12 protein-coding genes and 1 pseudogene are annotated in these 17,563 nt (G+C 68.3%); 1 reads left to right on the top strand and 12 read right to left on the bottom strand.

Annotated elements, in window-relative coordinates; all coding sequences use genetic code 11:
• Positions 1–256: 256 nt before the first annotated feature.
• The 6 genes and pseudogenes from AB2L57_RS17950 to AB2L57_RS17925 form a co-directional block, all read right to left on the bottom strand.
• Positions 257–535, bottom strand: a complete 279-nt coding sequence (locus tag AB2L57_RS17950; protein ID WP_409048746.1) for a helix-turn-helix domain-containing protein — start codon at positions 533–535, stop codon at positions 257–259.
• A gap of 50 nt (positions 536–585) precedes the next feature.
• A complete protein-coding gene (locus AB2L57_RS17945; protein ID WP_409048745.1) occupies positions 586–1,698 on the bottom strand; it encodes a tyrosine-type recombinase/integrase in 1,113 nt (370 codons plus the stop codon).
• A 155-nt stretch (positions 1,699–1,853) separates the two neighbouring features.
• Positions 1,854–1,943 (bottom strand): annotated as a pseudogene (locus AB2L57_RS17940) (glutaredoxin domain-containing protein); the annotation flags it as partial.
• A gap of 69 nt (positions 1,944–2,012) precedes the next feature.
• Positions 2,013–2,672, bottom strand: a complete 660-nt coding sequence (locus AB2L57_RS17935; RefSeq protein ID WP_396643526.1) for a helix-turn-helix domain-containing protein — start codon at positions 2,670–2,672, stop codon at positions 2,013–2,015.
• 27 nt (positions 2,673–2,699) lie between these two features.
• Positions 2,700–7,718, bottom strand: coding sequence for a telomere-associated protein (locus AB2L57_RS17930; RefSeq protein ID WP_409048744.1), 5,019 nt, complete (start codon positions 7,716–7,718; stop codon positions 2,700–2,702).
• Between the two features lie 244 nt (positions 7,719–7,962).
• A complete protein-coding gene (locus AB2L57_RS17925) occupies positions 7,963–8,226 on the bottom strand; it encodes a hypothetical protein (protein WP_409048743.1) in 264 nt (87 codons plus the stop codon).
• A gap of 431 nt (positions 8,227–8,657) precedes the next feature.
• Between AB2L57_RS17925 and AB2L57_RS17920 the strand changes: the two genes are divergently transcribed.
• On the top strand, positions 8,658–9,944 hold the full coding sequence (locus AB2L57_RS17920) for a hypothetical protein (RefSeq protein ID WP_409048742.1): 1,287 nt from the start codon (positions 8,658–8,660) through the stop codon (positions 9,942–9,944).
• A gap of 21 nt (positions 9,945–9,965) precedes the next feature.
• Here the strand turns inward: AB2L57_RS17920 and AB2L57_RS17915 are convergent, their stop codons facing one another.
• The 6 genes from AB2L57_RS17915 to AB2L57_RS17890 form a co-directional block, all read right to left on the bottom strand.
• Complete coding sequence (locus tag AB2L57_RS17915; RefSeq protein ID WP_409048741.1) at positions 9,966–11,135, bottom strand: AAA family ATPase; 1,170 nt, start codon at positions 11,133–11,135, stop codon at positions 9,966–9,968.
• Between the two features lie 80 nt (positions 11,136–11,215).
• Positions 11,216–11,947, bottom strand: a complete 732-nt coding sequence (locus tag AB2L57_RS17910; RefSeq protein ID WP_409048740.1) for a hypothetical protein — start codon at positions 11,945–11,947, stop codon at positions 11,216–11,218.
• Positions 11,944–12,525 (bottom strand): prepilin peptidase, encoded by a 582-nt coding sequence (locus AB2L57_RS17905; RefSeq protein WP_409048739.1) that lies wholly within the window; start codon positions 12,523–12,525, stop codon positions 11,944–11,946. Before AB2L57_RS17905 ends, AB2L57_RS17910 begins: the two co-directional genes overlap by 4 nt.
• A 2-nt stretch (positions 12,526–12,527) precedes the next feature.
• Positions 12,528–15,899 (bottom strand): LysM peptidoglycan-binding domain-containing protein, encoded by a 3,372-nt coding sequence (locus AB2L57_RS17900; protein ID WP_409048738.1) that lies wholly within the window; start codon positions 15,897–15,899, stop codon positions 12,528–12,530.
• 16 nt (positions 15,900–15,915) lie between these two features.
• Complete coding sequence (locus AB2L57_RS17895; RefSeq protein WP_409048737.1) at positions 15,916–16,944, bottom strand: hypothetical protein; 1,029 nt, start codon at positions 16,942–16,944, stop codon at positions 15,916–15,918.
• Positions 16,938–17,558 carry a hypothetical protein gene (locus AB2L57_RS17890; protein ID WP_409048736.1) on the bottom strand — a complete coding sequence of 207 codons (621 nt, stop codon included), beginning with the start codon at positions 17,556–17,558 and terminating at the stop codon, positions 16,938–16,940. The genes AB2L57_RS17895 and AB2L57_RS17890 overlap by 7 nt, the downstream gene beginning before the upstream one ends.
• Between the last annotated feature and the right edge of the window lie 5 nt (positions 17,559–17,563).

Below are 17,563 nucleotides of genomic sequence, written 5' to 3'. Positions count from 1 at the left end.
ACAGGTCGGGGGCGCCGCGGCGAGTCAGCTCGAGAATCATTCGCTGCACAGTCATCGACGCATCGCGCGAACCGCCAACGAGCCGCCCTGGATCGGCGCGGAGATCGTTCAGCAGCATCGTCCGCAGTCGCTTCGTCGGCGCGGAACTCACCGCCGCCCAGATCACCAGAGAACCCGGAACCAGCGGGGCGGCCGCGCGGACTGTCTGAGCGATGCTGACCAGGGCTGCTGCAGGATCGTTGGGACGAGGGGTCACCTATTCGGCCGTGCTGGTCGGGGGGCGATGGATGCGGGCGCGTGGGGGTCGTAGGTCGCCGATCGGGCGGCTGGTCGGTTCCGCGGCGACGGCCTGCTCCTCTACGACACGGACGGTGATCAACTCGGACGGCGTGCATCCGAGAGCTGCGCACACGGCGCCGATCACCTGCATGCTGGCCCGTTCCGGTTTCTGGGTCACCAGTCGGAACACCTGTTCGCGGGAGAGGAACACCCCGTAATTGGCCAGCAGCGGGATGAGCTCCGTCGTCTTGAACATCTGTTGACTTGCCATCAGCTGTCGAAGGTTCCAGGTTGTCTGCACCTGCGTCAAAGTTCTGCCTCCATCTGTCGGAACCGGCGCAACGCGTCGGAGAGAACTCGGTTCTTGAAATCGCCGCTCACGCTCGTATATATCGACGTCGTCGAGGCGTGAAGATGACCCACTTGGTCTTGGACGAACTTGTCGGCGTATCCGTACTCGACCAGATGCGTGACATACGAGTGTCGCAGGCAATGCAACGTCAGCGCCGGGTCCAACCCGGCACCGTCACGCAGCGCGCTGAAGCGGGCGTCGACGTACTTCGCGGACACCCGGGTATTCCGCTCGGTGACCCACATCGCGGCCAGATCTCGACTCCCGAACCGGTCGCGTGCATCCTCCACCCACTGCGTCATTCCCTCGATCCACCACGCCATCTCCGGCACTAGCAGCACCGTCCGCCGACGCGGGTTGCTGCCCCGGCTCGCTTTCGCGAACCGGACATGCAAGGCCGCATACCGACCCCACTTCGGGACCCTTGAGTTGTAATGCAGATCGACCAGATCCAGACCGCGCAGCTCGCCACGGCGCAACCCGAACGCGTACGCGGTCTTGAACATCTGCGCATCCCGCAGCGCTCCGAGCGCACCCTTCCGGCCGCTGCGGACGGCAGCCTCGACCCGAGAATCTGCGTAGTCGAACAACTGCTCCACCTCGTCGAACGTCAATGCCCGACGACGCGGACCACCCTCGTACTCCTGCACGTGCGCAGCCGTGTTCCACGGCAGGCACACCTGTGACGGGGTCTCCCCGAACTGCTGTTCGCAGATCTCCACCCAGTCGTACTCCGGGCTGATCAGATAGTCACAGAACCCGCGGATCCCCCCATGGACCTGCCGGATAGTTGAGCGGCCGCGGCCCCGCTGCCGATACGAATCGGTGAACTCGTCGAGGTCAGAAGCCTGCCACTGCCAGGGATACTTCTCCGTGAACGCCTGGAATCGGTTCACCAACGCGACGCGCGTCTCGATCGTCTGCGTCGCCAGATGGCGGGCCCTCTGCTGCTGCGCCCACGACCCCACCATGGAACGCCACACGGCCTCCTCCACCCGCAGCACACCCATACCGAGGCTGGGCAGCAACGCGGAACGAAGGTCGCTCACCGACAAGAATTGTTGCATCTAATCTATCATCGCATGAAGAAACGCAACCAGATGAAATCCGCATCCGCCAAAGCCGCGGCATTACGCTCGAAGACAGCCGCAGCGTCAACGTCGCTTTCACCGTTCTATGGCCGGATATCACCTTCCGGAGTTGCAAGGAACGCAACAGCCGACGCTTCGTCCAGCGCCCGGTAGGTCGCGTTGCACTGCACGCAGCTGGGCTTGGTGTAGACCGTGATGCTTGCGGGAGTCGTCTCCTGCATCAATTCTGCGGTGGTTGCGGTCATCGGTGGTTCACCTCCTCTCGTGTTGGTCGTGGTGCTGTTGGTGGTCTAGTGGAAGGCGCGGGGATCGCCATCGTTGTCGTGGGGTCCGACACCGTCGAAGCCCAGCCCGGTCAGATAGTCGATGTTCCAGTTCTCGACGTATTTGTCGCTCAGAACGTTTTCGAGGAAGTCGAGAGCGCCCTTGTCCCCGCCTTCCATGTAGGCGTGCTGCAGGCCCTCGTATTCCTCGGGGGTGAGCTTCTGCCCGATGTCGCGCATGCGGGAGTAGTCCTTCGGCCCCTGCATGCCGGAGACCCTCACGCGGACGCCGTTCGCGGTGGGCTTCTGATTAGCGATCGCGCGGCGCACCGCCTGCGCGCGGCCGCGCTTGGTCGTGACCGCCTGGCGCGCTTTCGTGCTGAGCTTCTTCATCACGGTCGCGGAGGGGTTGTGCTGCCCCTTAATCCACCGCTGCACGGTCCGCTGCGAGACGCCGAGCCGGCGCGCAGCCTCCTTCGTGGAGATCGACGTGATCATCCGCTCTGCGCCACCCTCCGCTTTCACAGAGCGGGTGGTGCTGTACAAGGACCGGAGCATCCGGACGACGCCAGGAGCACCCTCCCCGGCGCCGGTGGGGGTCGCTTCCTGGCGGGTGAAGGCCTCGAAGACGGCGTTGCGCTGCTTGGCTGCGCGTTCGGCAGCTGCACGTGCGTCGTCAGCGTCCATCGTCGGCTCCTCTCTCGCTCGTCATCGTCAGAACACCTCGAGGTCCAGGTGGTCCTTGCCGTCGTAGCGGCCCTCACCGGTCAGGAACTGCAGGTGCTCGTTGAGGAACGCGAACCCCTCGGGCTTGTACTGACCGAGCCCTCGGCCGAAGTCGCGAGGCCGCCCGGGCCATGCCTTCTCCGGGTCGATCTCGTTGCTGGTGTAGAGGATCGTGTCCTGCTTGACGGCGACGGGCCAGCGACCCGTCTCGTTGCCGATCTGCACGATCCGGCGGATGATGTTGGCGCGGGAGCGAGCCTGGATCAGGTGGTACCGCTCGGGTGCGAATCCGGGCCGCCCCTTCATGTGCTCGAAGCTCGCCATGCGGCCCAGGCCGCGGGTGTAGGTGGGCTTGACGAGCTCGCGCACTGCCTGGTCGTCGGGGTCCGCGGTGTCCAGTGCCGCGCGGGCTTCGGCGATCCGCTCCGCCCAGCTGTCGAGGATCCGGCCGTGGTTGTCCCACACGTACGCTTCGACGATCTCAAGCTCGTAGCCGAGCTCCTGGGCGATGGTGAGGGTCGCGGTGGTCAGCCAGCTCTTCATGCCGGCGATCTCGCCGTCGCGGTTGAACGGATCGATCGGGTTCGGGTGCAGCCACTCGCGGCGCTCGGGGAGAACGACGCGCCAGTAGCCGGGCGTGGTGCTCTTGAACTCGATCCGGGAGCCTTCGGGCAAGTACCGGGGCTCGCCGATGCCGTAGTGCTGGCCGCTGACGCCGGCGAGGTAGGAGCCGCCGCGGTCGAAGGCGTGCACGTAGGTGTGCTCGAGCTCTTCACCCACCGGCTTGCGCTGCCAGTTGATGTCCGCCTCGAGGGTCGAGATCTCCGCCGGCCCGACCGGTGTGTGCGGGGTGAACCGCTCGAGGCGCTTCTCCTTGCTAGGCGCGAGATCGAGCATGAGGTCGATGCCGGTTACAGCAGCGCTGACCGCGTAGGGCTTGCCGATCATCTCGGCGTATCGCTGCAGGCGGCGCGCGATCGTGGCGCTGTCCGCGTCACCGGCGCACAGCGCGGTGAAGTCGTCCTGCAGCGCGGCCATCAACGCGAACCGTCCCCGCAGCCGGTCGTTGCCGGGCATCCACACGCGGGTCATCGGGTTGAGGGCCACCTGGGCGCCGCCGATCTCGTACCCCTCGGCGATCGCGTCGGTGAGGAACGGGTGGTCGACGGTGAGCTTGTACAGCTCCTCCGTGCGCTCACGGCCTTCGTGTGAGGTCAGCTGGTCGACGGGGAGGCCGAGCTGGCGCGCCGCGGCATCCGTCACGAACAGCTGGCCGTCCTCCGACTTCCAGGCACCCGGGTGCCGGTAGCCGAGTCCGAGGTTGGCGATGACCTTCGCGGCATCGCCAATGTGCCGGATGGGGAACGGGAGCGGCACGCACTGACCGTCCGGGAGCCAGACGCCGTGCTCGTCGAGCACGCCCACGACGCCGCGGAAACCCGGTCCGGGGGCGACCGCTGCGCGCTTGGCGGGGGCGGAGGCCGTCGCGGCCGGTGCCGGCTGGGTCGACGAGCGCTCCGCTGGCTGCGGGTCAGAGGTCAATGGCGACGCGGCGGTCTCGGGGATCTCGAGCAGCGGTTCGGGCGCCGGGGGTGCGTCCTCAGCGGCAGTGTCGTCGAGCAGTGCCCCGAAGTTCACGGGACCGTCGAACAGCGACGGGTCCGGGGAATCGGTGCCGGGATCGGTGTCGTCGTCGCTGCCGTGCTCGCCGAACAGTGCGCTGAGGGGGAGGTCCCACACCTTCATCGGGGGGCCGCCCTGGATCGGGCGGACGGTGTGCTGGGTGCTGCTGTCACGGTTGGTGAACTCGGGTGTGATCCAGAAGTGCGGGGCGCCGGCGAACGAAGAGCCGATCGAGGTGGTGGTGTCGCTGAATCCCATGCCGGCGCCGGCGGCGACCTTCTTGATGACCTCGAACGTGACCATCGGGAACAGGTAGAGCCGTTCAGTCCCGTCGCTGTGCACCTTGATGGTGCCGACCTTCGGGCCACTGGGGACGAGAACGTCGTTGGGCTGCTTGCCGCGGCGGCTCCAGCCGAGCTGCTCGGCGTTGTCTGGCGCTTCGCCATCGGTGAGCGAGATGTGTGCGGCCTGGCTGGCGAGCGCTTCGCGCAGCAGTTCCATCGTGAGCAGTGCGACGTCGCCGCTGCCGGGGTCCTGCAGCCGGATCCCTTCATCGATCCCCGCCTCGGCCCAGGCGTAGAACTCGTTGGCTTCGTCGCGGGTTAGCGCCTTGTTCTCGATGAGCATGCGCAGCATCAGAGCGATCCCGTGGACGGAGACCACGGCCGCGGTGATCATGCGGCCGCGTGCACCGTCGTTGTGTGGGACATCGCGCAGACGTCGCGTCCAGGCGAGGGTGAGGGCGCGCAGGCTGAGAGGCGAGGTGCTGTCGGGGTCGAAGTACTCGGCCTGGATCGTGTCGCGGTGGGCGGCGAGCCACTGCAGCAGCGCAGCGCCGAGGAGTGCCCTCTCCTCGCGGTGGGTCTTCTCCTCGAGCTGCATGAACGTGGCGGTGCTGTCGGGGATCTCGCCCGGGTTCAACGCGATCGTGAACAGGCGCTGGAGTGCGGAGCCGGTGATGCCGATCTGGCCCGTAGCGATGACGGACGCGTTGATGCGGCCCTGCGCGGTCACTCCCCCACGGGCCTTACCGGCGACGTGGCCGCCGCCGTCGAACAGTGCCCGGACCAGGTTCTCGAGGCGCGCCTCAGCCTTCTTCGCGTCGATGTCGACGAAGTCGTCGGCGAGGACGGGCATGTAGTCGGCGGAGCGGACGACCCGCATCAGGCCGATGCCGGACTGAGATCCGCCGGCGGCGGTGGCGGAGAGGATCGTCTTGGGCGAGCCTTCCTGCTGCACGAGGCCAGGCGCGAAGTAGTGCATGACGAGTCGGGCGAGCGTGGACTTTCCGGATCCGGCGGCGCCGTTGAGGTAGCAGACGTGGGGCACGGGCGCGAACGGCGCCCGCCACACCAGGCCCAGCAAGGGACCCATCGCCCGGGCGGGCAGCTTCTCGCGCAGTGGCACGGTGCTTCCCTCCCACGCGGCCCGCAGAGCCTTCGCCTCAGTGGTGGGCTCCGCGACCCGCAGATGCTCGATGCCGCCCACCATGCGTGTCCGCAGCGGCATCGAACCCTGCGCGGTGATCGCTCCGTCTGCGTGGACGAAGTAGCTTCCCGACTCCCCCTCACGCCACCCGGTGGTGGTGTAGACGCGCTCTCGCGCGTACGGGGCGGGGCGGGCGTTGTGCAGGGCGTCCCACGCCAGCTCGCGGCCGCGGCGGGACGTGTTCTCGAGCATCCCGACCCACGGCAGCGCGTCAGCCCACGTCCCCCGCTGCAGCTGCTCGTCATCCCAGGTGACCACCTGGGACTCGATCTTGTTGCTGCCGTTCTCTTCGTAGACCGGGTTCCCCTCCTCATCGCGGACCCAGCGGGAGAACCGGACTGTCATCTCGTGGGTGGCTCGGGTGATCTCCGACTCCTGGCCGTTGTCTTCGAACGCGACCGAGAGGATGTCGCCCCAGCCCTCGATGACGCGGTTGAACCGGCGGCGGGTCCCGTCGCCGTCGCGCTCCCACTTGATCTCGACGGTCTGGCCCTTGCGGACGGTGAACTCGCGGCCGCGGTTGGGGGTGTCGTCGTCGCCGGGGATGAACGTGTTGCCCGTGAACGCGGGCGGGTCGCCGGCCTCAACCTTGCGGTCGTCGCCGAACTGCACACGCCGGTCAGCGGGCTTGAGTCGCTCGGTGATGCTGGTCGGCACGCGGACACCCGTGAGGTCGTAGGCCTCCTGTGCGGTGCGGGCGGCCTGGTCGACGAGGTTCTCCGCCTCTTGCATCACGGTGCGGCTGAGGGGATCCGTGGCACCGGTCGCCGTAACCACTTCGCCGATGTTCGCAGCGACCCGGCGGTAGCGGAGCAGCGCCTCCTTCGCCCACGCGGCGATGTCCTCGTCGTGCTGCGCGGGATCCTCGCCCGAAGCGACCAGCTCCTGGTGGGCGCGGATCTCCGCGCTGCATACGGCGATCGCCTCGATCCCCTTCACCGTGTCAGCGATCAGCTGGAGCAGCACGGCATTGCCGACCGAGATCTCCTCCAGGTCCTCGACACCCAAACCGGCCTCGAAGTGGTCGGTGAGATCGCCCTTGTCGACATCGACCGCCGGCCGGTACAGGGTCACCGTCGCGCCGACCTCGCCGAGCAGGTGGTGCAGCTGCGCGGCCCGCTTGTAGCCGGCGCTATCCCGATCGGCGACCACGTTGACCGTGGCCCCGGTGAACACCTCGGCGAGCTCACGGGGGAACGACCCGGACCCCTGGGCGTTCGTAGTCGCGACCAGGCCGCGGGCGGCAGCGTTGTCGGCGTCCTTCTCCCCCTCGACGATCCAGACGGGCTGGTCGGTGGCGATCGCACGCAGCACGGCGGCGTGCTGGTACAGGACGGGGGTGAATCCGGTCGGCTTCTTCGTGACCCACCGGCCGGCCGCCGAGCGAAACCGCTGACGGAACCGCTTGTGCACGGCGCCGTCGACCACGGCCTGCTCACGGATGACCTCTTCGACCACGGTCCCGGCGGCGTCGGCGTACGGGTAAGTCGTCACCTGTTCCCACTTCGCCCCGGCGAGCTCGTCGACGTCGACGAGGCCGGTGATGCGGCGCGGCACACGGTGCGCGGTCTCGAACTTCGGCTTGCCCTTCGCGGGCCGCGGAGCGTCCTTCTCTGGGAGAGGCGCGTCGAACAGGTCGGTGGCGGACAGACCGATCGCGCTGGCGACGTCGCGGTAGTCGGCGTGGCACGTGAAGCAGTTGAGCAGGACCGCCTCACGGCGCCGGTCGAACTTCACACTCAGCGAGCGGTGAGTATCGCCATGCACCGGGCACAGCGCCATGAACTTGTCGCCCCGGATCGACTCGGGCTTGAACCCGCCGGCGTCGAGAGCGTTCCACACTCGATCGACCGCCGACCCGGCAGCCCCAACAACAGGAGAGTCAGTCAGCGTCATCCGAGCGTTCCCCCCGCTGCGATCGCGGGAGGAGCGTCGACACGACGAAACAGAATCTGATACTGAAAAAGACGAACTTCGGGTATCATGACGTGCAACGGCCTCCTCTCGTGACCTCCACGTGGTAGCCAGATCCCCCGGCAAGGGGCTCTAACTCAAAACTCGGACCTAGCTCGCCAAAGCTCTTTGGTCCGGAACAGACTCTCGAAGATCCTGTGGCCGGCAAGCCACGGGATCTTCGCTTTTATGCGGTGCGCAGCATCGGCAACTCCTGTCGAGACTCCTCGGCTTCTCGGCGCGCTTGAGCCCGCCGCAGTTCTTGCTGGATGTACGCCGGGATCTCGAGTCCATAGAGCTCGGCGAGGCGCAGCTCGACCAGACTCCCCAGCGGGATCCCAAGATCCTCCGCTGCCTGGTTGTAGACGGCGTGGTGCTCGATTGGGACTCGGGACGAAACGGTGATCCGCTTCCCGCGGGGCTGCATCCCCGGCTTCCTCGGCTCATCCATGCGCCATGTTTAGCACACACCTGAAGCAGATTCAGGATTACTTCTCCGCGCGCCTGGCGTGTCGGATCGATCAGATCACTCATGACCGTCATAGGTGCAGGTTCCGACGTTATCCGGACATCGGGCCTCGAAGTTTTTTCAGTCCTCCAGCGCGGTCTCCTTCGGTGTCGGAGCATGCTGGGGTGTTTGGGGGTTAACACGTATATGTGTTGAGTTTCCGGTAACGGTTACGGTTACGGTGCTTCACCGCATGGAAAAACCCAGGTCAGAAGAGTGTTACAAGTTTTGCGAAGCGGTCTCCCGGCGTGGGATGGCTCGGTAACAGCGGCGTGATTCCGGGGGTGGAGGGCGCCGGAAAATCGGTAACACGCCCCTGATCTCGCCCCAGATGGACCCGGTTGGAGGGGTCTGTCTCTGTCAGAGTGGGCGGCGTGGAGGTCGTAAGCGTCGAGGATCTGGTGCCGAGGGCACTTGCCGCGCTGCGCGGATCTCCTGCCGTGGAGCGGCTCGTGGGCGCGATGGTGTTCTCGTTGTGGCGGCCGTTCCCAAAGCCGATCTATCTCTACGGTGATGCGCCGGACAAGGTGATGGCGGCGTTCGCTCTCGCTGAGCTCGGAGGCCGCCCGTGGAGTGAGCTGCGCGCGGATGGGATCCCGTTCGAGATGCGCAAGGGCGAGTGGTTCGTCATCGAGTATCCGATGGTGCTGGAGGATCTGGTCCCTGCGCATCGCCCGACTCTGTTGAAGAGGGAGCTGCGGAAGATCCTGGACGGCCTCGAGCTGAGCGCCGCTATGGGGCGCAGCGGGGAGCTGGCGGAGGGCGTGCCGCCGGCGACGATCATCACCGGCGAACGCAAGATGCTTCCCGACTTCCGGGACCGGGTCTTCTCGATCGAGCTCTCCCCGGACCTCGAGCGAAGCCAGTACAGCGCGATCGTGGCTGGCGAGACCGCACACGCTCGTGTCGAGCTCGGCCGGAGGATCCGGGACTGGATGCGTGGTGCCGGCGCCCCATCGATGGACGACTACCTCGACATGTGGGCGGGGCTGCATCGTGTACCAGAGGCCGACCGGTCATCTGTTGCCGCGTGTCGCTTCGGGTTGCGGCTGCTCGACCAGTTCCTCGACGCCCACCAGCTGCCCTTCGATGCCTGGCCGTGGACTCGGGAGTCGCCGCGGCCGCCGTCGACGAGCGATGCTCCCGAGACCCGCGCTCGCCCTAGCAGCCAGAGCGAACGCTCCGCGACTCGGCGGCCGGCACGGCCGACCGCAACGGCCGTGGAGCGTCGTGCGAAGCCGGCTCGAGTGTCATCGCCAGCGACGTCGGCCGCGGATCCTCACCTGGTCGACGCGCTTGTGAGCTCCGTCCGTCGTGCGATCGACGAAGGGCGTGCGCACGTGTACGACGCGCACGGCTCGTTTTCGGAGGAGAGCTCAAAGAGCGGCCGCCGGGTCGGGATTCTCACCAATGGCCGGCTGCTGCTGCTGTGTGCCCCGGCGCGCGCACTCCTGGCGGCAGATCTCGCCGTCGACGAGCGGCCCTCACTGCCGCAGATCTCGGCTGCCCTCGACCTCGTGGGCCTGGTGGAAAAAGACGAAGCCGGCAAGCTGACTCGTTCCCATGTCCATGAGGGGAAGACGGTGAAGGTCTGGGACGTCGCCGTGGATGAGTTCTGGTCACGGGGCTCCGACGACCCGCGCGCCCGATCGTCGGAGTAGACGTTCGGGTCGGACAGCGACTCAGGCGTCGATCTGCCTGCCGATGAATGCCGCCATTCCGGGCACGGTGAAGGCGACGATCCCGTGCTCGGGCGCGTAGATCAGACCCTTCGCGATCAGCGATGCGCGGGTGGGTCCGAGGCTCTGTGGCTTCTTTCCGAGCCTGGCGGCGATCTCACTCGAGGGGCCGCCGGCGTCGCCGTCGACGGCCATCGCGCGTAGATACTGCTGTTCGGCGGGGGTGGCGCGGTCCCAGCGTGCCCGGAAGAACCCGTTGTCGAGTTGGTTGTTTCCCTGCAGCACGCCGCGTTCCGCGTCAGACTCGGTGATGACGGGGCCGGCGGCGACGTTCCACGTCTCTTGGCCGTACTGCTGCAGGAAGTACGGGTAGCGGCCCGACTTCGCGACGACGAGAGCGACAGCGTCGTCATCCCACTGCGCGTCTTCCTGGGCGGCAGGGATGGTGAGCGCTTCGGCAACGACGTTCTCGTCGATCTGCTGGATCTTCGAGTACTGGAACCGCTCGGCGTAGGACTTCGCTTCCGCGAGGATCCTGGGGAGGCTGGGGAGGCCGGCGAACGCGAACAACGCCGGCCACTCGTCCTGCGCGGCCGCGTGCGCGATCGTGCAGATCGTTGTGAGCTCGTCGACGGTGAGGTCCTGGGCCTCGTCGATGAGGATCGCGAGGCCGACACCCTCCTCCTCGGCGGCTTCGGAAAGGTCGCGGAGGAGCTTCTTGAGATCGGTGTCCAGGATCCCCGTGTCCGCTCCCCCACCTTCGGCGCCGCTGAGGTCGAGACCGAACGTCCAGGTGCCGCTCGTGTCGTAGGAGGCCTTGAAGCTCAGCGCGGTTCGCAGAGCTCGCACGAGGCGCTTGCCGGCGCCAGGCCGCGCGAGTTCAGCGAGAGGCTCGTAGAGCGCCTCGCCGAGCAGTTCGCGCAGCGTCTTGCCGGAGCCGGCTTCGATCTGGGCGACGATCCAGTTGCGCTTGACGGCGTTGCGGCGGAACTCGGACAGCAGCACGGTCTTTCCCACGCCGCGGAGTCCGTAGAGGACGAAAGGCTGATCGGCGCGCCCTCTCTCGGCGCGCTGCAGAGCGGTCGCCCATGCCTTGAGCGCGTCGTCGCGGCCGACGAGTGCTGCCGGCTTCCTGCCGGCGCCAGGCGAGTACGGGTTACGGACGGGATCCACGGCCACCTCGATCTGTAGGGAAATCTAGGGAAGTCTAGCGATTCACTAGATTCCACTAGATATCGGTAGAGGTGGTGGCGTCAGGCACTCCGGATCGACTCGGCGGGGATCCACGCGAACGCACTGTGCGGCGAGGTGGTGACGCGCTCGAGCTCGGCGGCATCGCCCTCCCCCGCGGCGAGGGCGCCGATGGGCTCGTGGGTGATCGCCAGGAGCAGGCCGCCGGCGACGTCGAGCATGTCCGTGAACCCCTCGCGCACGTCGATGGAGTACTCGTCGAGGAACAGGGGGCTGATCGTGAGCTCGTCTGTGTCGAGGGAGACGGTGAGGTCCTCCCGAGCGGCCGCGTGAAACCGGATCTCGCCGGCGCGGTCGTACCCCTCCAGGAGCAGATGCTCCACCGGCGTGATGAGCCGGCCGTCGCGGCGGCCGAGGTAGAACACGTCGCAGGACGGGCTCACGATCACGAGAGGGATGGGGGTCTCCTCGAGCTGCTCGCGCCGCCCACCCCACCAGGTGCGTGAAGGCGTGGCCTTGACGGTGGTGATGACAGCGCCGGCGGCCGTCCACGTGCCCGGTGGCACGACGAGGAGACCGCCGTGCTGCAGGTTGGAGGTCCCGCACGTGGCGTGCACGGCCGTCACCAGGACGCCTCCGGTCGGCTGCGGGTAGACAGAAAGACGAAACGCACCATCACCGAGCTGTCGCCCGCACGCCGCGCAGTCGCCACCAGGGAGCACGGCCCCCTCGAGGATGCTGACGATCTCTTCGCCGAGCTCGCGCGAGACGGCGGTGTCGGGGATGAGCCTCATACGGTCGCGGCGATTCCGGCGATGAGCGCGCCGGCGATCATGTACGGGCCGAAGGGGACGCGGCCGCCGCGGCGCTGGGCGAGGATCACGAGCGTGTGGGGCAGCGCGAGCAGGTAGGCGAGGATCGTCGCGGGGATCAGGAGCGGGAGACCGAACCAGGCCAGCCAGGCGCCGAGCGCGCCGGCGAGCTTGACGTCTCCGAACCCGACTGCGCCGGCGAGCCCGAGGGCGAAGTAGACGCACCAGAGAATGACCCCGCCGGCCACGGCGAGGCCTGCCCGCCCCCAGTCGCCCGTGAACGCCCCCAGGACGGCCAGAGCGGCCCCTACGACGCCGTAGAGCGGGAAGACGATCGCGTTGGGCAGCCGATGTTCACGGAAGTCCCACACGGCCAGCCAGACACCGAACGCGGCGACCGCGGCCGCGAGCATCCACTGCACCGTCCCGACGCCTCCGACCGCTCCCGCGGCCGCGAAGGCGGCGCCGGCGCCCAGCGCGACGGAGATCCTCCCGGCGACCTGGACCCAGGAGGCGGGGAGGATCTCCACAGGTCGGGAGTACTCGGGCGTCGCGGTCATGCTCAGCTCGCGTCTCGCCGCCGGATCGAGGCGATGAGCTCCTGCGTCTCGGGCTCGGCCTCGTAGCCGTCCTCGAAGCTGTCCAGGTGGCTCTCCAGCTGCTTCACGAGCCGCTCGACACCTGTCGGGTCGCCGGCCTGGTGCTCGGCCTTGAGGGCATCACGCCAGAAGATCTCGTTGACCGGGTCGACCATCCGCCCGACTGCGGCCGCGAGACGGGCGTTGGCGCAGTCACCAGCTCGCAGCGACCGGGTCGCGAGTTCGTGCGCAGCATCGCCGACCGCGGCGATGATCTCGTAGCGGATCGGCTCGGCCCAGCCGTAGAACTTCTCCTTGACGCCTTCGAACGGCTGCCCCTTCACCAGACGCAGCGCCTGGGTGAGGTTCGCGGTCGGGGCGGACGCTGGGTCTTCGCCGACGAGATCGAGCCACAGCTGCCAGTCGGTGCGGACCTCCTCGCGCAACCGGTAGCCCTCGGCGCCCACGCGCGGCAGGTACTGCTCGCCAGCGGGAGAGACACCGAGCCAGGACCGGGCGCGCGAGGTGTGGGAGTTGCGTGTCTGCTGTGCGGTGCCGCCGTGCGGGTCCTTCCCCGGCCACAGCGCACCGTGCACCTGAACGGCCGTCGCCCGCGGGTTCAGGGCGAGGAACGCGATCAGCTCGGTCGCGCGCTGCACGACCGACTGGTTCGTCTTCGACGTCGCGGGCGTCTTGGGAGCCGGTCCCTGGGCGCCCACGATCTGCACCGGTCCGAGGATCTGCACGTACGGTGCACCTCGCAGAGGAACGATCGGCCGGACCGGACCGGCCGGCTCCTTCGTCGAGGCCTCGGCCTCGGGCACGTCGGTGGGCGCCTCGGCCGCGACGTCGACATCGGTCTCGTCGACGACCGCCCCGGCGGCCTCCTCGACGGTCTCGTCGACGGCTGCCTCGTCGGCCTCCTCGGCGGTTTCGTCGACGGGCGTCGCGACGACGTCGACGGACTTGGCCGGCAGCAGGGAGTGCAGGATGCTCTTCCACTCGTCGGCGTCGCCGTCCTCCGCGCGGGTGTCTTCGTCGACGTCGCGGAGGGTGGTGTCAGCCGGTGGCAAGTCGTCGAGGGTGACCTCGTCGGCCGGCGCCCACTCGCTGTCGTTGGTGACGACCTGGTCGCTGCTGTTGAGCAGCTGCAGGATGCTGGCGTACTCCTCCGCGTTGACGATCTGCGGGGTGAGGGGCAGCGTGTGCTCGGCCGCGGGGATCTGCAGCTGGGCGGTGTGATCGTCGTCGAGGTGCATGGTCCAGTCGCCGGCGAGCTCACCGGCAGTGATCGCGGCGATCCCGACTCGGGGAAGCCTGGTGACCAGATCCGCGAGCTCAGCCCGAGCCTGCTCATCAGGCATGGCGCCCAGGATGACGATCTCCGGCGTCCACGACTCCGCTTCCAGACCCGCCGATCGTGCCTGCTCGATCGAGTCCACCCCCAGCTCTTCGAGGGCTCGTTCGATCTCCGTGGCCTGCGCGCGCAGGGTGTGCAGCAGCGCGTCGATGTTGTCGACGTGTCGGAACCTGCCGGTGTCCAGCGCCTCCGGGAGCTCCGGCGCGATCCCGACGAGCGTGATGCGCAGATCCTCCGCCCACTGGCTCGTCGCCAGTTCCACGGCGAGCCCGGTGAGAGCGCCGTGGACGGACTCGTCGGAGCCGATCATGTTCAACGCGCCGATGTGCTCGAGGTCTACCATCACGTGGGCGTCGCCGAGGTCCTGGCCGAGCGTGACGAGCGCCGGGTACGGGGCGCTGGGAACCCGCTCGAGCGGGGGCAGCTCTTCGGGGTCGACCGACCAGGCCATCTTGTCGTCGCTGACCTCGACGAACGGCGCCGGCAGCTCGGCCGGGGCATCCAGGTAGAGCGCGATCTCGACGTCGGACAGCCGCAGCGCGTACACGGGCGGCAGCGCGTTCCCGGTCTCCTGAGCCCACGCGGCCAGGTGCCGCAGCGCATGGTCGACGTGATCCATCCCCAGCGGGTTCTCCACTGCGCGCAGCGCGAGCTCCATGTCGCTGGCAGCGCCCTCCGGCATCGAGATGCGCTGACCCGGCTTGCGGTCACGGCGCTGCTTCATGCGCCGCACACCGAGGAACACCAGCAGACCGGCGGCCGCGAGAGACCCGAGACCGCCGGCGGTGCGCACGTTGAAGATCTCGTCGATCCAATCGGTGTCGGCCGCGTCGTCCGCCGCCTGCTCGGCCGCGGGTGCCTGCTCCGCCGGCTCCTGTCCGGTCGTCGCGTCGTCCGCAGCGCCGGGAGCAGTGGTTGCGCCGGGGATCGCGCCGACAGCGCCCCCACCGAGCTCGTCGACGTCGGCCTGCGCCCCCGCGCCTTCGTCGACGAGCGAGGACGCCCCTGCGTCCGCTCCCGTCTCCGAGGTGCCGGCCCCGGGCGCGGTGTCCTCGACGCCACCCGTCTCTGCGGGCGGCGCGACCGGGACGGTGGCCTCCACGGTGACGGGCACGTCGACGACCCACCCGGGGTAGATCAGGTCGGGGTCGGTGAGGTGGCGGCCATCCGGCTGCACATCGTCCTTCGTGGCGTCGAAGATCTCCGGGTATCGGTTACCGTCTCCGAGCTCCTGCTCGGCGATCGCCCACAGGGTGTCACCGGAGACGACGGTCACTTCCTTCTCGACGGTTGTGGTCTCCACCGTGGTCTCCGCCGAGCTCGAGGCGCCGCTGGGCGCATCGGAGGGGAGGGTGAGGACCCAGCCGGCGTTGAGCCAGTTCTCGGGCGTGAGGGACCAGCCGTCCGCCTGCTCGACCCCGTAGTTGAGGTCCGCGATCTCTTTCCACCGCTCCCCCGAGCCGAGGGTCTGCTGCGCGATGCGCCACAGAGAGTCACCGTCTTGCACCGTGTAGGTCGACGCCGCTGGCGCCTCGGCCGCGACGGCCGCGTCCGTGTGGGCTTCGACGGCCGCGGCGGGGGTGATCGTCGAGGACACAGCCGCCACGGCTGCAGTCGGCTCGGCGGCGGATGCGCTGTTGGGGGCGGCGATGGCGGGCGAGACGCCGGCGAACATGACGACCACCGCGGCGATCAGGAACCCGGCGCCCTGCTGCTGCAGCCGAAGCCCGGGCAGCCGCGGTGCCGGCACCCGGCGCAGCTGGGCGGGCAGCTCGACGAGGAACCCGACCACGAAGGTGCCCCACAGGATCCACGCGACGATTGGCAGCAGCGTGCCCATGAAGAACTTGCCGCCGTAGTCCGGGACGGACGTGAGCCGCATGACCTCGTCCCAGCTGGGGATCGGGTTGCCGGCGAACACGATCAGCCCGACCGGGATCCCGACCAGCAGGACCAGCAGGGCGATCAGTGATCCGAGACCTTTGAGGATGCGCATGATTGATCCCTCCTGCTCAGCCGTTGGGGTTGGGGACGGTGACGGATTGCAGCTCGTTGACCTCGAGGTCGACGCTGCTGGATGTGGTGAGGTTGACGGTCCCGTTGGCGCCGCTGAGCGAGGTCCACGTGACGACCCACTGGGACACCGCGGTGACAGTGAACCGGTCGGCCGGGTTGCTGGAGCTCGTGCGCGTGTAGGTGTAGCCGCACGTCGGGCTCGCGGTGATCTCGGTGCGGTACGTGTACGGGGTGCCGGTGCTGCCGCACACCTCGGTGCCGCCGTCGCCCATCTCCCACCGGATCGCGGAGACCTTCGCCGTGGCGGTGATCGTCTGCCCGCCGAGGGTGGCGGTCTCGGTGTAGGGACCCCAGGTGAGCGGCTCGGGGTCATCGACCCACAGCCAGACCGGGATGCCGACGTAGGTGCGGCGGTGGCCCCACTCGGGGTTGACCCGGGGTGCCATGCCGATCGTGACTCCGCGCAGCTGGAACGTCGAGATCAGCTGCGCCGCGGCGTTGCCGGGGGTGAGGACCTGCAGGCCGGGCGGCACCGTGTTCGACCAGAAGTAGGTGTCGTCGATGTCGACGCCGCCTCCGGGGCCGAGAACGCCCGAGGTGCAGACGTAATAGCCCGCGTCCTGGTCGTACTGCGGAGGCCTGGCGGGCCACTCCCCCGGTGCCATCGACACGTAGCACTGCCGGTTGTTCGACCAGTAGGAGATCCCGCTGCCGCAGTTCACGAGGACGTACCACTCGGTGTAGCCGCCGCTCTCGGAGTAGACGAAGATCTCGTCCGGGTCGAACCCCTGCGCGATCGCCTGCGATTCGCTCGTGATCATGTAGCAGCGCGGGGCGCCGGCCGTCCAGCCGTTCGAGTCGGGGCTAGGGGACGGGTCGGAGGGCCGATAGGTCAGCTGCACGTAGCACTGGCCGTCCGCGTTGCACCAGACGCCGTCCGCGGCGGCCGCGGGGGTAGTGGCGACCAGCATGCCCGCGATCAGTGCGCCCGCCGCGAGGAGCGCTGCGAGCGCTCTCCTCAGCACGTCTCCCCCAAGTCGATTCGGTCGTTGACGAGCCAGGTCTTCCGGTCGACGTCGTAGCCGACGTGGTACTCGACCTGGTTGCGGGGGTTGGGGTTCTGCATGGCGGGCTTGCCGTCTGCGGTCGTGATCTTGAGGTCGGTGGTGTCCAGGCAGCCGGGGACGATGACGAGGCCGTTGGGGACGTCCTGCCATTCCTGCCCGTAGGCGCTGAGGGGCTCGAAGGTGATGGCGCCCTCAACGGTCGACTGGCCGTCGATGCTCTCGCCGTCCTCGTTGAGCAGCGGACCTTCGGCGATGCGCGTCGAGTTGGCGACGTAGAGCTGGAGCGCCTTGCCGGTGGCGACGGCGTCGTAGGCGGCCGTGTCGGTGCCGCCGGCCTGGTCGACCTCGGCCTGGATGGTCAGAAGGCGGGTGATGGTCGCCTCGGCCGCGGCGATTGCCTCCGCCTCGTCAGCGGGCGGCTCGAAGGCGGTGGGGGTCGGGGTGGGGGTCTCCGACGTGGACACGGTGGGGCTGCTCACGGGCGGCTGGGTGCCGGTGCAGCCGGCGAGCGTCAGGGCGCCGGCGATCGCGACAGCGGCGGCGATGAGGCTTGCGGGGCGCTTGGTGAGCATGAGAG

Source organism: Microbacterium sp. HA-8 (assembly GCF_046111165.1).
Classification (GTDB): Bacteria; Actinomycetota; Actinomycetes; order Actinomycetales; family Microbacteriaceae; genus Microbacterium.
This window is presented reverse-complemented; position numbering and strand designations above follow the sequence as displayed.